The 16,092-nt window shown below is 33.9% G+C and carries 16 protein-coding genes; all 16 read left to right on the top strand.

Translation table 11 applies throughout. The annotated features are described in order from the left end of the window. The first annotated feature begins 12 nt into the window (after positions 1-12). The 16 genes from ACVBAX_RS16070 to ACVBAX_RS15995 all read left to right on the top strand — a co-directional run bounded on the left by ACVBAX_RS16070 (position 13) and on the right by ACVBAX_RS15995 (position 15,935). A complete protein-coding gene (locus ACVBAX_RS16070; protein WP_447117906.1) occupies positions 13-1,341 on the top strand; it encodes a glycosyltransferase in 1,329 nt (442 codons plus the stop codon). 88 nt (positions 1,342-1,429) lie between these two features. Beyond that, complete coding sequence (locus ACVBAX_RS16065; protein WP_447117905.1) at positions 1,430-2,599, top strand: glycosyltransferase; 1,170 nt, start codon at positions 1,430-1,432, stop codon at positions 2,597-2,599. A 28-nt stretch (positions 2,600-2,627) separates the two neighbouring features. Next, the gene (locus ACVBAX_RS16060) at positions 2,628-3,794 is read left to right on the top strand and encodes a glycosyltransferase (protein WP_447117904.1); all 1,167 of its coding nucleotides are present in this window, start codon (positions 2,628-2,630) and stop codon (positions 3,792-3,794) included. Between the two features lie 62 nt (positions 3,795-3,856). Then, entirely contained in the window at positions 3,857-4,096 is a 240-nt protein-coding gene (locus ACVBAX_RS16055) for an acyl carrier protein (protein ID WP_447117903.1), read from the top strand. Positions 4,097-4,256: 160 nt separating this feature from the next. Next, a complete protein-coding gene (locus ACVBAX_RS16050; protein WP_447117902.1) occupies positions 4,257-5,618 on the top strand; it encodes an AMP-binding protein in 1,362 nt (453 codons plus the stop codon). Then, complete coding sequence (locus tag ACVBAX_RS16045) at positions 5,615-6,664, top strand: LuxE/PaaK family acyltransferase (protein WP_447117901.1); 1,050 nt, start codon at positions 5,615-5,617, stop codon at positions 6,662-6,664. The genes ACVBAX_RS16050 and ACVBAX_RS16045 overlap by 4 nt, the downstream gene beginning before the upstream one ends. Continuing rightward, complete coding sequence (locus ACVBAX_RS16040) at positions 6,665-7,870, top strand: acyl-CoA reductase (RefSeq protein ID WP_447117900.1); 1,206 nt, start codon at positions 6,665-6,667, stop codon at positions 7,868-7,870. A 1-nt stretch (position 7,871) separates the two neighbouring features. Beyond that, on the top strand, positions 7,872-8,408 hold the full coding sequence (gene pseH, locus ACVBAX_RS16035; RefSeq protein ID WP_447117899.1) for a UDP-4-amino-4,6-dideoxy-N-acetyl-beta-L-altrosamine N-acetyltransferase: 537 nt from the start codon (positions 7,872-7,874) through the stop codon (positions 8,406-8,408). 18 nt (positions 8,409-8,426) lie between these two features. Next, a complete protein-coding gene (locus ACVBAX_RS16030) occupies positions 8,427-9,149 on the top strand; it encodes a cytidylyltransferase domain-containing protein (RefSeq protein ID WP_447117898.1) in 723 nt (240 codons plus the stop codon). Next, complete coding sequence (pseG, locus tag ACVBAX_RS16025) at positions 9,149-10,192, top strand: UDP-2,4-diacetamido-2,4,6-trideoxy-beta-L-altropyranose hydrolase (RefSeq protein WP_447117897.1); 1,044 nt, start codon at positions 9,149-9,151, stop codon at positions 10,190-10,192. Before ACVBAX_RS16030 ends, pseG begins: the two co-directional genes overlap by 1 nt. After that, positions 10,170-11,219: a pseudaminic acid synthase gene (pseI, locus tag ACVBAX_RS16020; protein ID WP_447117981.1), complete on the top strand. Its 1,050-nt coding sequence runs from the start codon at positions 10,170-10,172 to the stop codon at positions 11,217-11,219. The genes pseG and pseI overlap by 23 nt, the downstream gene beginning before the upstream one ends. Before the next feature lie 38 nt (positions 11,220-11,257). Next, the gene (gene pseC / locus ACVBAX_RS16015; protein WP_447117896.1) at positions 11,258-12,412 is read left to right on the top strand and encodes a UDP-4-amino-4,6-dideoxy-N-acetyl-beta-L-altrosamine transaminase; all 1,155 of its coding nucleotides are present in this window, start codon (positions 11,258-11,260) and stop codon (positions 12,410-12,412) included. Positions 12,413-12,704: 292 nt separating this feature from the next. After that, the gene (gene flaG / locus ACVBAX_RS16010; protein WP_447117895.1) at positions 12,705-13,073 is read left to right on the top strand and encodes a flagellar protein FlaG; all 369 of its coding nucleotides are present in this window, start codon (positions 12,705-12,707) and stop codon (positions 13,071-13,073) included. Positions 13,074-13,085: 12 nt separating this feature from the next. Beyond that, positions 13,086-15,125 (top strand): flagellar filament capping protein FliD, encoded by a 2,040-nt coding sequence (gene fliD / locus ACVBAX_RS16005; protein ID WP_447117894.1) that lies wholly within the window; start codon positions 13,086-13,088, stop codon positions 15,123-15,125. Between the two features lie 67 nt (positions 15,126-15,192). Next, a complete protein-coding gene (gene fliS / locus ACVBAX_RS16000) occupies positions 15,193-15,594 on the top strand; it encodes a flagellar export chaperone FliS (RefSeq protein WP_447117893.1) in 402 nt (133 codons plus the stop codon). Next, positions 15,594-15,935, top strand: coding sequence for a flagellar protein FliT (locus ACVBAX_RS15995; RefSeq protein WP_447117892.1), 342 nt, complete (start codon positions 15,594-15,596; stop codon positions 15,933-15,935). The genes fliS and ACVBAX_RS15995 overlap by 1 nt, the downstream gene beginning before the upstream one ends. The last annotated feature ends 157 nt before the right edge of the window (positions 15,936-16,092 follow it).

Below are 16,092 nucleotides of genomic sequence, written 5' to 3'. Positions count from 1 at the left end.
AATTGTATAGGGGTGATCATTATTATTGTCTGTACTTCTATTTGTGCAAACTACTTACCAAAAGCAGCTGTGTTAGCAAAATCATTAAAGGCGAACAATCCTTCCTATAAAATGGTTGTGTGTTTAGTTGAAAAAGAAATGGACGAAATGATACAAGAGTATACTGGCTTTTTTGATGAGATTATATTAGCAAAGAATCTTAATATCGGTAATTTCAATAGGTTTATTTTTAGATATGATATTGTTGAAGCTTCTACTGCAGTTAAGGGAGAATTATTTAAGTACCTTTTAGAAAAATTTCCTCTTGAAAATAAGTTTATGTATTTGGATCCAGATATAAAAGTTTTTAATTCATTTATTACGATAGAAAAATTACTAGATAATCATCCAATTATTCTGACTCCCCACCTATGTACACAAGAATTAAATGATGATATCTCTTCCATATTGGATAATGAGCTTAGTTCTTTAAAGTATGGTGTTTTTAATTTAGGTTTTCTTGCTATAAGTAGAAACAGTGAAAGTGAGAAATTTATTGAATGGTGGTCTAGTAGATTAAATTTATTTTGTTACGATGATATGTTTGAAAAAGGAATTTTCACGGACCAAAAGTGGATTAACTTAGCTCCATGTTTGTTTGATGTATATATACTAAAGGACTTAGGTTATAATGTGGCACCGTGGAATGTCTCTAAACGGGTATTGTCATCTAATCTAATCGTGAACGAAAAATATCCTTTAACCTTTTTCCATTTTTCTGGTTCTGACTCGGGTGCAAATGAGAAGATGTTAAGTAAATATGTTCCTGATTCTATGGATGTAATCCATAAGATTAGAAGGGAATACGTACTTGAAGAAAAGGAAGCTAATATAAATGGTATTAATAATAAGAAGTGGAGCTACGGATATTTTTCAAATGGAGAAAAAATTAATAAAGAGGCTAGAAGAGTATTTAGGGACAATCAACAACTGTTTAATGAACTATTAAACAACCCGTTTCAAGAAAATAATGAATCAATAAGTAATTATATTCCCAAAAGTTTAAATAAAAAGAAGTTATACATATGGGGAACTGGATCTGCCGGTATTAATACTTTAGATTACTTTAAGGGTAAGGGTATAGAGGTTTTTGGTTGGATTGATAGCAATAAAGCACTAAGTGGACAAGTTATAAAGAATATGACTGTTTATAATCCTAAAGAATTTTTTTCTATATTTAATAAGAAAGAAGATTTAATAATTTTAGGTACATCGTATTATAAAGAGATTTTGCCTGAGTTAATTGAACAAGGAATGGAGCAAAATTCTCATTTTATAGTAAGTCCAATTTTTTATTTCTAAGGTGTTTTATTAATCGTATTTGTACCTTTTGAAATTTTAATCTCTGCCCTTTGTTCTCCCACATATATAATAAAGAAAGATGATTGCAATGAGACTAAGTACAATTACCCCGATATATAATAATGAAAAGCATTTAGAACAGTGTTTAAAAAGCCTTATTAATTGTAATCGGGATGGACTTGAAGTAGAACATATTTTTGTGAATGATGGAAGCGTTGATAACTCGCTAGTGATATTAAAGAATTTTGTTAAAGACAATTCATATGTGAACATTCGAATAATAAATAAAGATATAAATCAAGGAATAGCAGCAGCATATCGTGACGCATTTAATATTGCATCAGGAGAAGTATTAGTTTTTTTAGATGCAGATGACATAGCACATCCCGATAGATTACTGTCAATCGCAAATACCTTTCGAAAAGATTGTAATATTGGTTTTGTTTATCACGGATTAGAACTTATAGATTATAGAGGTAAATCATTTAACCTCTCTCTTAAGTTACCACAATACATTAATAACGATAATTTATTTTATTATTTGTTTAGACGAAATTACTTTACCGGCTCTGCGTTAGCTATTAGAAATTTTGAATGGCTTAAAAGTGATTTAGACATTATTTGTTGTGATTATTATTTTTGTTTACAAATTGTCCAGAAAGGTTATAAATTCTTATATATAGATGCAGATCTCATTAAATATAGAATTCATCAAAATAATTCATCGAGAAATTCAGAAAGAATGTTTGCTAGTTTTTCGATGGTCCACTCTTTATATTCATATGAGTATTTAAAAAAACGTTGGAATCAAGAGGGCCATTTGAAAGGAGATATCTACTCTAACCTTGGGATTATGGAGTATTATTATAAGAAAGATTATCATAACTCCTATAAATATTTTCTAGAGGCTCAGAAATATGATACAAAGGATGTATATACATATTTTTATTTGGGTTGTTTATACTTTAATAATAGTAAATATGATTTTGCACTTTATGAATTTAAGAAAGTATGTAGTATAGATCAGAACTGTTTTCAAGCTATACATAACATAGGTGTTATTTATGCAACTAAATATAAAGAGAAAGCCATGGCGTTAAAGTTATTGTCTAAAGCAAGGAAAATGCAACCCTACTACTTACTAATAGATAAGAACATTAATTATGTGGAAAAGGATAATTTTACTGAGTTAAAAATTATTCCAGTCTTAACGGATGAAGATAACATTTTAATGACCTACTGTAAATTAAGAACTTAGTCAATTATTTGTAAGAGAGGAAATATAGATGTACTGTCAAGAAAAGATAAGTATTATCATACCTGTATTCAATGGCCAGAAGTTTATACAAGACAATATAAATAGTTTATTAACTCAAACTTATTCCGAATTCGAGGCTATTTATGTCGATGATGGGAGTACAGATTCATCTGTTCAATTACTAATTAGGGAATGCACCTATGATCAACGATTTAAGTGGTTTTCCAAGCCAAATGGTGGGATATCGAGTACCATTAAATTTGGGTTGGAAAAAGCTTCAAGCAATTACATCGTTCTTCTTGATCAAGATGATATTGCAATGCCCAATCGACTTGAATTAACTGCTCAGGCTTTCAAGCGAGGGGCTGAGTTAATTATGGGTGATTATGAAATTGTTGATGAAACGTTATGTAGTACAGGGACCATTATTAAAATTCCCAACTCAATTCTTGGTGATAAATTCCTCTTGGAGCAAATGAAACGATCATACATATTGGGTTCAGCAATGGCGTTTAAGAATAAACATGACTTTTCCTTTCTTGAGTCAAGCGGAGGGGCAACGGATTACGATATTACACTTAAGATGCTCCTGAATTCTTATCGTTTTGAATACATACCTGAAATTCTTATTAAGTATAGGGTGCATCAGAATAACACTTCTGCCAATTATAGTAATCAAAAAAGGGATGTATCTAATGTCATTAGCCAATATAAACCTGTTCAATTAACTCAACTATTAAATAATATAGGTTTTAAGGAAGGTGACATTGCCTTATCTCTAGGAATACTGTACTTGTTTCAAGAGAAGTTAGCCATAGCGGAACAGTTTCTATCTAATGCATCACTTACTCTTGACCTAAATGATTGGAATAATTATGAAGAGTATTATTTTTATTTAGGCGTTTTAAAGTTTAGTTTGAATGATATTTCAAGTGCTTTCAATATATTTAAAATGTTAGTTAAAAAGTCTGAAAATCCTTCTATCTTGAATAATTATGGATACTTCCTAATTAGAAAAGGAAATATAGAGGAAGCAAGTGAATATTTTGTTCGATCACTTAAAAGGCATCGGGATTATCTTGATGCAAAACTTAACCTAAATCAATGTAATGAGGCCAATAGCGATACCAATTTTTATCGATTTACAAAAAGACTTCTAAGGGAAAATCTAACCCATAAATCCATCATTGTTTAATACAAGGGGAATTTCTATAAATATTAATTATAAAAAATAACAATATAAAAGGAAATGATCATGTGAATAACACTCGAAAATTAACATTAATATTTTCAGATATACTAGGAATGGATGAAGGCGCTATTTCTGACGAATTGACTTACAACTCAGTCGCAAAATGGGACTCTGTTGCGCATATGGCACTAGTAGCAGAAATTGATGATCGTTTTGACATTATGTTAGATACAGTAGATGTTATTAATCTTGATTCTTTTGCCAAAGCTAAAGAAATCTTAAGTAAGTATGGTATTCGATTTTAGTAATATCCAATTAGGAGAAAAGCATGGTAAAAAACCATGCTTTTTTTATTAAAAAATTTCCGATTTAGCCGAATAAAATAGAGTAAGTGTAATTTTCGTATAACCTAATTGGAGAGAATAATATTATTCTTCAACTTTTTAGGAGGGTAAGTATAAAAGTATGTGGAATCTTTCTCACCAAAATTATAAAAGAGTGGCTATTATTTTTTCTAATAGTCAAAGGTATACATATGAGGAATTAAATAAGCAAATTTTGACTTTTTCTCTTAAGATAAAAGCTGCTCGTAAGCAGTTGGTATTAATTTTAACCAAGAATGATTTTTCATCATTAATGAATTACTTAGCTGTTCTAGAAAATCAGGATACTGCCATGTTGGTCTCTGCCGATCTTGATAAAGAGCTCTTGTATACAATTATTGATTCATACCAGCCTGCATATATCCTCGGAGCTTTATCGCATAAGGATTATGATGAAATTGAGGATGGAATCTATAAAAGAGAGCATCAACCAAGTTATGTAATACATCCAGAAGTCTCTCTTTTGTTAAGTACCTCAGGAACAACAGGAAGTTTAAAATTCGTCAAATTATCATTTGATAATATTCTTGCAAATGCTAAATCTATCTCGGAATACTTGCAAATAAGTATAGAGGATCGAGGAATGGCTAATTTACCTATGCATTATTCTTATGGACTATCTATCATACATAGTCATCTTTATGCCAACGCATCGATTATATTAACCGATAATAGTGTTCTTTCTAAAGAGTTTTGGGAGTTGTTTAAAAGGGAAAGAGCGACGTCATTTTCAGGGGTACCCTATACATATCAAATGTTACACCGAATTGGGTTTAAGAATATGAGTTTGCCTTATCTTCGCTATTTTACTCAAGCTGGAGGAAGACTGCAGGAAAAGCATGTTCGTTACTTTGGAGAGTATGCTCTAGAGAATGGTAAACAATTCTTTTTGATGTATGGTCAAACTGAAGCAACAGCCCGAATTAGTTATCTTCCACCTGAACGTGTCATAGATAAACCATTGAGTATAGGGCGTGCTATACCTCAAGGAAACCTGTCTCTCGATCAGGAGACAAGCGAGTTAATTTATGAAGGTCCGAATGTCATGCTTGGATATGCCAAAAATTGGTCTGATTTGTCAAAGGGTGATGAACATAATGGTAAATTGCGAACGGGTGATATTGCTGAAGTGGATAATGAAGGTTTTTTTTATTTAAAGGGTCGAATGAAGAGATTTATAAAACTATATGGTCTAAGATTAAATTTAGATGATATTGAAAAACAATTAGAGGTATCATTAGAGATTGAGGTCATCTGTATAGGATCTGATGATAAATTAGTCATTTTGATTCGAACAGACGAACAACAAGATCGTATTTATACTTTGATGGAGAAGCTATATAGATTACACCGAAGTGCCATTAGTATAAAAATAATTGAATGTATTCCAAGACTTCCAAATGGAAAAGTAAACTACGAGCAACTAAAGGAATGGGTTACATGATAAATCAAACTAAGGGTAAAATTAACTTTTTAAATGAACTGAACATTTTAACAAAATATCATTATGAAAATTGCCAACCATATAAAAATATGATAAATAAAATTGGACAAAAAAAGTACGCCGAGGCATTGGAAGAAGTACCCTTTTTACCTGTTCAGTTGTTTAAAATTATGGATTTATTCTCCATTAAAAAGGATGAAATATTTAAAGTACTTACTTCAAGTGGGACAACAGGTCAACAAGTTTCTAAGATTTATTTGGACAAACAAACATCCGTTGCGCAAACAAAAGCACTTGTCACAGTAATGAACCCTATTCTAGGTACAAAAAGGTTACCTATGATTATTATTGATTCAAAGAATGTAATCAAAGATCGAAAATCCTTTACTGCAAGAGGGGCAGGGATATTAGGATTTTCTAACTTTGGTCACCATCATTTTTACTTACTTCATGATGATATGAGTGTGGATTGGGAAGGGTTATATTGTTTCTTAGAAAAATATAAGGGAGAGCCCATTTTACTTTTTGGATTTACATATATGGTTTGGCAGTTTTTTTATAAAGAAGCTGTTAAGCAAGGAATTACACTAAATTTAATTGACAGTCTTCTTATTCATGGTGGTGGTTGGAAAAAACTTAAAGATGAAGAAGTTGACCGTTCTATTTTTAATGCATTATTAAAGAATCAATTTGGGATTGATGAGGTAAGAAATTATTATGGGATGGTTGAACAAGTAGGATCTATTTTTGTGGAATGTTCAGAGGGATATCTCCATTCTCCGCCTTTTGCAGACATTATTATTAGAGATCCAATTTCTTTTCATCCACTTTCATTTAAGAAGCAAGGCCTTATTCAGGTACTAAGTATACTTCCTAAAAGTTACCCTGGGCATAGTCTCCTTACAGAGGATATAGGAGTAATTCATGGTGAAGACGATTGCTCTTGTGGTTGGAAAGGGAAATATTTTTCTGTTTCAGGAAGAATACCAAAGGCAGAAATTAGAGGATGTAGTGATACATTTTCAATAGAAAAGAGAGAAAGATAAATGACACATGTTTACTGGCCAGAAACAAATGAATTAGATACTATTGTGAAGAAATTTCAAGAGCAACAGCCTTACGCTCCATTTGATCCTGCTGTTCTTGGATTTGTACAGGACTTATCAAAGCGGTTCATACGCTTCCGTGAGTACCCAGAATTTGTGGCACTTGGTTATTGGCTAAGAAAAGCGAATATAATTTGTATGAAAGGGGACTGGGATAAGCGAAAAAGGAAGCATTTCCTTAAAGCAAGAGGCACAGTATTTCATATTGCCCCTTCTAACGTAGATACTATATTTGTTTATTCTTGGATCTTATCTTTGTTAGCTGGGAACAGAAATATTATTAGACTTTCTAGTAAAGATCAACCCCAGAAAATGGCTTTACTTTCAGCTGTTTTGGAGGTCTTTAAAGATCCAAATCATAGAGGAATAGCGAATCGAACGATTTTGCTTACTTACGAACATAATGAGCAACAGACTACCTATTTCTCTAATTTATGTAATACGAGGGTAATTTGGGGGGGAGATGAAACAGTAGAAGCTATCAGGCAAATCTCCCTACCACCACTTGCAAATGAAGTAGTTTTTCCTAATCGCTTTTCACTTGCAGCTATAAATGCCAGCCTTCTTGACCGGTTGGATAAAGAAGAATATGGACGTTTAATAAACGATTTTTATAATGATGTATTTTGGTTTGATCAAATGGCCTGCTCTTCCCCAAAACTTATCGTTTGGATTGGTGATAATCAGCTAGTTAAGCGTGTACAAGATGACTTTTGGAAGAACTTTAATCTTGTAACTAGGGAAAAAAAGTATGAATTAACCCCTGCAACACAAATGTTGAAGTTCACAACTAGTTTATGGCTTGCGACGGAAGATATAACTACAAGGGTGAAGGGAGAGCAATTGTATACCCGTGTCTCAATTGAAAATGTACCAATAGATGTTCGAGAAAAACACTGTGGCCGGGGATTGTTTTTTGAGTGTGAAGTTCAACATTTATCTGAAGTGAGTTCAATGATTACGGATAAAGACCAGACATTAACATACTTTGGGTACGAAAAGGAGGAATTATTTGAGTTTGCCTCAACTATATCCACAAGGGGAATTGATCGAATCGTACCGATTGGACAAGCGCTGAATTTTAATGGTGTGTGGGATGGACAGAGCTTTTTAGAAACCTTTACGAGAGAAGTTGTGATTCTATAATATGAAATGGATAAGAATTAAAGAAGAACATTTACAACAGGTGTTAGATTGGCGTACAAGCAAGTGTGTAACGCAATATATGTACACCGACATTGATTATGATCTAATGAAGCAAAAACAGTGGCTAGATTCGATTAACCATGATCCCAAAGGACTCTACTGGATCATGTCGTATAAAGACATATTAATTGGATATATTTCGATCACCTCTATTGATGAAAAGCATAAGCGTGCCTACTGGAATTTTTACATAGGAGATCTAAGTTATTCAATGATAGCTGGTTTTGTTGGTGCCTATATGTATAACTATGCCTTCCATACTCTCGGGTTGGAAAAACTAATGGGCGAAGTAATGGGGGAGAATACAGCTGTTCGTAAGTTACACCAACTTCAGGGAGCACGGGAAGTGGGAGTCTTCGAAAAGCACATATATAAAAACGGAGACTGGCATGACATATATGTCTACGAAATGTTAAAAGAGACATGGACGGAGAAAGGAAAGAAATATCATAAGTATGTTCCTATAATTGAAAAATGAAGATAGGGGATATCTAAAATGAATGCTATTGTTATAATACAAGCTAGAATAGGTTCAACTCGACTGCCAGGAAAAGTTCTAAAGAAACTAGGAGAATTCGATGTTCTTTCTTACGTGGTTAGACGTTGCAAGGAAATCAACCATATTCGTGATATTATTGTTGCCACCTCTAGATTATCTCAAGATGATGTAGTTGAAGAATGGTGTCAATTAAATGGAGTTGATTGCTTTCGTGGGTCTGAACAAGACGTGCTTGATCGATATGTACAGTGTGCAAAACAATACGAGCCCAGCTATGTCATGAGAGTAACTGCAGATTGCCCTTTTGTAGACTACGAAGTTGCAACTGAGATTCTATCCCTAATGGAGAAAAAGAAAGTGGATATTATTGATTTAAGAAATAAAATGCCAAATGGGTTAGCGGTTGAATTGATATCCTACCAGGCACTTTTGTATATACATAAACATGGAAAGGAACAGAGACATCGAGAGCATGTTACGTATTATGCATATGAACATCCTGAAGAGTTCCTTTGGGCAACCTACGAAGTACCAATAAATCGACATTACCCTGAATTGAGAATCACACTTGATACTGAAGAGGACTATTCATTATGCTTAGCAATTGCCAACCATTTTAATAATCCATTGGTTTCTAGTGATGCAGTTATTAACTTTTTATTAGATCATCCAGAAGTCGTGAAACTTAATAAGCATATAATGCAAAAGCCGGTGATTTGATGGATATTCTTATTCGAGCAGATGCTTCTATTGAAATAGGAAGTGGTCATGTGATGAGATGTTTAACGGTTGCAAATAAATTAAGAAGTAAAGGGCATAATATTACTTTTATCATGGGAGATCTGCCGGGTAATTTAATTAATTATGTAAATTCATTAGGTTACACTATAATTAACCATTTAATTCATGCAGATGTATGTATTATTGATCATTATCTTATTGATGTGAAATGGGAGCAACTTGTTCGTACGTATGTTAACAAGATTATTGTAATAGATGATCTAGCTAATAGAGTGCATGACTGTGATTTACTTATTGATCAAAACCTAGTTGCTAACTATGAACATCGGTACGATACTCTTGTCCCGAATCATTGTGTTAAGTTACTTGGTCCAAGATATTTGATCCTCCGTGATGAGTTTATAAATGCGAGAAAGACAATTAAATTTAGATCAGGCATTGTTAAAAATATCCTTGTCTTTATGGGTGGAAGTGATCCAACAGGAGAAACTAAGAAGGTTATTCATGCTCTAAGTGACTTATGCAAAGTTGGTTCGAAAGGACTTGTAAAAGATCAAAGCTTATTTGATCGTATCGATGTGGTAGTGGGAATGGGAAATCCTGATCGTAATTACATAAAACTAAAGAGTAGCGAGTTGGGGTTCCATTATCATTGTCAGATTAATTATTTAGCTTCTTTAATGGTACAAGCTGATTTTTCGATAGGTGCAGGTGGAAGCTCAACTTGGGAAAGATGTTATTTAGGACTGCCATCATCTAGTACCATTGTTGCACAAAATCAATTAGAAACAACAGAAATGGCAGCCTATTCTGGTGTAGTCTGGAATCTCGGCTGGCATGAATCTGTAAATACTGAAACTTATAAACAATTATTATTAACTCTTAATGAACACAATGAGGTTTTATCTAATATGAGTATGCTGGGGTTAAAACTAACAGGGAATGAAATAAATGAACCTACATGGTTAATACCATTGTTGGAGGTGGTAAATGGTTATGATGAAAATTCAGATTGGGAATAGGCTTATTGGGAAAGATGAAAAACCATTTATAATTGCAGAAATGTCTGGTAATCATAATCAATCTTTAGAACGAGCTCTTAAGATTGTTGATCTGGCTGCAGAAGCAGGGGCTGACGCTATTAAATTGCAGACGTATAAGCCTGACACAATGACTCTTGATATACACACAAATGAATTCTTTATTAAAGGTGAAACTAATCTATGGAAAGGACAATCTCTATTTAATTTATATAAAGAAGCGTTTACGCCTTGGGAATGGCATGAGGTTATCTTTCAAAGATGTAAAGAACATGGAATGATAGCCTTTAGTTCTCCATTTGATGAGACGGCAGTAGACTTTTTGGAAACACTTCAAGTACCTGCATATAAAATAGCTTCTTTTGAGAATATTGATCTACCCTTAATAAAGAAAGTTGCCAGTACAGGTAAACCTGTTATTATTTCAACTGGGATGGCCTCTATCAGTGAACTTGATGAAGCAGTAAGTACTGTCCGGGCGCAAGGAAATAATCAAATTATATTGTTAAAATGTACGAGTACCTACCCAGCCACTCCGAAAAACTCAAATTTACTAACAATCCCTCATATGAAAGATCTGTTTAGTGTGGAAGTTGGAATATCCGATCATACAATGGGAATCGGGACATCGATAGCTGCTGTTACTCTTGGAGCTGTTGTAATAGAAAAGCATTTTACGACTTCCCGTAAAGAAGAGGGAGTAGATTCTGCTTTTTCACTAGAGCCATATGAATTAAAATCTTTAGTCGTAGAATCAGAGCGTGCTTGGCAAAGCTTGGGGGACATACGTTATGGGCCAACTGAAGCGGAAAAACCATCTTTAGATCATAGAAGATCGATTTATATTTCAAATGACCTAGTTCGTGGAGATATTTTGACGAAAGACAATGTTCGTGTTATAAGACCAGGACTTGGACTCGCTCCAAAATACTTGGAATTGGTACTAGGGAAGAAAATAAGAAAAGGTGTTACAAAGGGTACACCATTAAGCTGGGACCTTCTACTTTAGTTAATATATGGTTTGATTTCTGAGAGGGCTGATAGGAATTGGAAAAAAGAAAGACTTTATTGTCTTATGGTCAGCAATTTATAGATGAAGATGATATTGAAGCTGTTATTCAAACATTAAGATCTCCCTTTATAACCCAAGGTCCGAAGGTAAAGGAATTTGAGGATGCAGTTGCTAGTTATGTTGGTGTAAACTATGCAGTTGCTTTCGCTAACGGAACAGCAGCGTTACATGGTGCTTGCCATGTAGCTGGTATTTCTAATGGAGATGAAGTGATTACCACTCCCATTACCTTTGCGGCAACGTCGAATGCGATACTATATTGTGGAGGTACGCCAGTCTTCGCTGATATAGACGAGCATACTTATAATATTAATCCGGAAGACGTTAAGAAAAAAATTAATGAAAACACAAAAGCGATTATACCTGTAGATTTTACCGGTCAACCTGCGGATATGGATCCTATTATTAAATTAGCCCGGGAAAAGAATTTAGTTGTAATTGAAGATGGTGCACATTCACTAGGTGCACAATATAAGAGAAAAAAAGTGGGTACTCAGGCTCACATGACAATGTTCAGTTTTCATCCCGTTAAACCCATCACTACTGCAGAAGGTGGTATCATTACAACAAATTCTAAAGAGTATTACGATCAACTAATTATTTTCAGGAACCATGGAATTACTAAAACAGCATCTTCAGCGGAACAAGGTGATTGGTATTATGAGATGTTAGAGCTCGGTTATAATTATCGACTAAGTGACATCCATGCAGCACTAGGTTTATCACAATTAAAGAAGATAGATTTATTTTTAAGTAGACGAAGAGAAATTGTTACTATGTACAATAATGTTCTATCAGACATTGAGGGAGTATATCTACCAAGACAACTAAAAGATACTGAATCGGGTTGGCATTTATATATTTTACAACTAGATAAAAGTATTATAAAAAAATCAAAGAAAAAAATCTTTGAGGAATTACGTGCTCTTAATATAGGTGTTCATGTCCATTATATCCCTGTTTATTGGCACCCTTTTTATCAGAATCTAGGATATAAAAAAGGACTTTGCCCAAAGGCTGAAAATTGGTATGAACAAGCATTAACGTTGCCCATTTTTCCGGGAATGACGGATTCAGATGTTCAGGATGTTATATGTGCGGTTCAAGAAGTATTAAGGTGTAGTGTCTAGTATCAGAGTTATGTGAACCAAACAACACTTTCCGATGCCAATATACGTCTTAGCTAGCAACTAATAGTCAAGAGGATTTAAGTAAATTTAATTTAATTAAATTTAATAATTAATTGGCGGTCAACTTGATTTCGGTTGGCCGCTTTTTTAATAAAAATACGCTGATTTAAGGTCAATTACTCATAAAATTAGTATTGAAAAAATTGATAAGGATGAAAACCAAGAAAATATTAAAAATGTCCCTATTTTATCCGATATAAGAAAAAGGAGAACAATTTCGGGGGGGATATGTATGTTGGAACGCATAATTTCAACAAGTAGCTCTGCTTCACCAACAAGATCGAATAATACTGTAGAAGGCAGTAATGAAGTTAATAGAGAAGTAACCGTAGTTCCGAAGTTCGAAGTTAGCGAAGAAAAATTTCTAAATGATGAAGATAAAAACAAAGTGTCTAAAGTAGTAGAAGGATTAAATGACTTTCTAACTCCGGCTCAGACTTCTTTGAAGTTCGAGTATCATGAAGATTTAAATGAATACTATGTGACTCTAGTTGATGACAAAACAAACGAAGTTGTAAGAGAAATACCGTCAAAGAAGTTGCTAGATATCTATGCAGCTATGAAGGATTATATAGGAATTATGATAGATAAAAAGATTTAGTGAGGTGTTAATATGGTTCGAATTGGTGGATTAGCTAGTGGGATGGATACTGATACAATAATCAAAGACTTGATGAAGGCAGAGCGTATTCCTTTTGATAAGTTAAAACAAAAGAAGCAAATATTAGAATGGCAGCGTGATGATTACCGTGCAATGAACACACTTCTTTTGAATTTTCGTTCAGAATTAACAACAATGAAGCTTTCCTCAACTTATCGTGCAAGAGGGACTACGTCAACAGATGAATCGAAGGTGACCGCTACTGCATCAAGTGCGGCGTCACTTGCATCATATTCAATTTCAAAGGTGGATCAACTAGCATCCGCTGCCTCTAAGGTAAATACAGAGGCTGTTTCGAAATTAGGAAATAAAATTGATGCTACTAAATCGTTGGCTGAAATTGGTACAAGTTTCGCAACAGGTATCACATGGCAATCAGATGGGGTTGCGGAAACACAAACTGTAGCTGCTACTGTAGAGGGAACTTCTTTCAAGTTAACTCTGAAAGATGGAGTTAATGTACAAACGGGCAATCTTGGGACCATGAATGTAAAAGTTGACGGAGTATCCTATCAAGTTGTTAATGATTTTTCTTCCGGTACGTCTAGTAATAAAGTTATGATTGATTCCCAAGGAAACTTAACTTTTAATCAGACAATAAAAAAAGATAGTTCAATAAAAGTAGATTATGTGGCTTCTAGACGTGTTCAGGAACTTACTATTACAGCTGAGTCTAACACATTTACACTATCGACTGATGCGAACCATAGAAGTAGTACAGTAACAGATATTAAGGTAACGACAGCTGGGGGTGTCGAAAACTACACAGTTGATTCAAACAACAAGGTTTTTAACGGAATGACTGAGGTTGGATTAATTGATGCAAATGGTAAATTCACTTTCACAAACAGCCAACAACTTGCAAAAGATGCAAAGGTAGAGGTTTTTTATAAGCAAGACTATATCAATTTCAACTTAAAAACTTTTAATACAGACGGAACTGAAAAGAACGAAAACTTTAATATTTCAGGTACAGATTCGTTAAACTCTACCATGTCAAAAGTAAATGAATCAACAGTTGGTGTAACAATGTTTTATGATTCTGTCACAGATAAAATGACTCTCACACGCAAAGAAACAGGAGATTTTAATAAATCAGGACAAGAGATTATTACATCAGGGGATTTTCTTGATAATGTTTTAAACTTTAGTGGAGCTACTGAAATTGGTGGTTCGAATTCTAAGTTTACAATTAATGGTTTAGAAACAGAAAGAACATCAAATACTTTTGAAATAAGTGGAGTAACATTTACAATTAAAAAAACATTCTCGGATGCGCCTGCAACTGTAAACATCTCTAATAACTCTACGCAAATTTTTGACAATATTAAAGGCTTTGTTACGAAATATAATGAGTTAATTAGCAAAATACAAGGTGAGCTACAAGAAGAACGTTATAAATCATATAATCCTTTAACTGACGAAGAAAGAGAAGGTTTATCAGAAAAGCAGCAAGAGCAGTGGGAAGAAAAGGCAAAAAGCGGGATGCTGCGCCGGGATCCAGTTTTAAGCTCCATCTTATCAAAGATGCGTACTGACTTTGGAAATCCGGTTTCCAATGAAGAAATCAGTCCGATTTTTAAACAACTTGCAAGTATCGGAATAAAAACCTCCTCGAACTATCAAGAGGGTGGAAAATTAATCATAGATGAAGCGGAATTAAAAAAAGCTATTGAAGCAGATCCTGCATCGATTGAAAAGCTCTTTTCAGCTACTGGTACAACATCAAGCAATATGGGAATTGCTCATCGCTTAACTGAAACTATTAATCAGGGATTAGATAAATTACGTTCTAAGGCTGGTAATTCTTTTTCAACGAATAGGCAATTCGAGATTGGAAAACTCTTGGATGACGTCGACAAGAAGATTGATATATTTAATAACCGTCTTACTCGCATAGAAGATCGTTATTGGAAACAATTCACGGCCATGGAAAAAGCAATTCAACGCTCTAATGAGCAAATGGCCCAACTAATAAATTTTAGCGGTTAATAAAGCAAAGCATAAAAAGCTAATTTTTACGAACTTTACTAAAAAATTAAAAGGAGTGTTAAAGAAAGTGGCTTTAAATAATCCTTATCAAGCTTACCAACAGAACTCTTTAAATACAGCTTCGCCAGGCGAGCTTACACTAATGCTATATAACGGTTGCTTGAAGTTTATAAACCAAGCTAAAGTGGCGATAGAAGCAAAGAATATACAAGATAAGAATACAAATTTGATTAAAGCTCAAAATATAATCCAAGAATTTATGGTTACATTGAATTTGGATGTACCTGTATCAAAAGACTTGATGGTTATGTACGATTACATGTATCGTCGTTTAGTAGAAGCGAATATTAAAAATGACACAAAGATTCTTGATGAAGTAGCGGGTTATATTACGGAATACCGTGATACTTGGAAGCAAGTAATCCAACTAAACCGTCAAAAGCAATTTGCTCAAGGTGGCCAAGCCTAGTGAAAGGATTACAGCAGTTCTTTGACCTCACTGCCCAGTTGATAAAGCTATACCAGGCAGAGGGGGATCGTGATGAACGAATTGAGGAAACAGAAAGGTTGCTCACTCTTCGTGATGAGGCAATGAAATCAGCAACTCCGCCTTCGACAGATGCTGAAAGAGAACTGTTACAAAAGTGCAAGCAACTTAACGATCATTTAAACGGGTTAATGAACCAAGAAAAGCTGAGTATTCAAAAGGATATGAAAGACCTGAAAACAAAAAAAGAGTCGACAAATAAATATGCGAATCCATATGAGAATTATAATCCAGATGGCATGTTTTACGATCGAAAAAAGTAATTAATGGCTTCCTCCAAACAAATAAATAGCAAAAGACTAAATGACTCCGGAATTATATAGGAGTCATTTTTTGTTCACTTGCATTATTAGTGTATATTTTGGAAGTCTCCAGTAGTTTTTCTAAACACCCCCTCTTTGTAACAATTTGTTCATAATT

The organism is Robertmurraya sp. GLU-23 (assembly GCF_052983275.1).
This window is presented reverse-complemented; position numbering and strand designations above follow the sequence as displayed.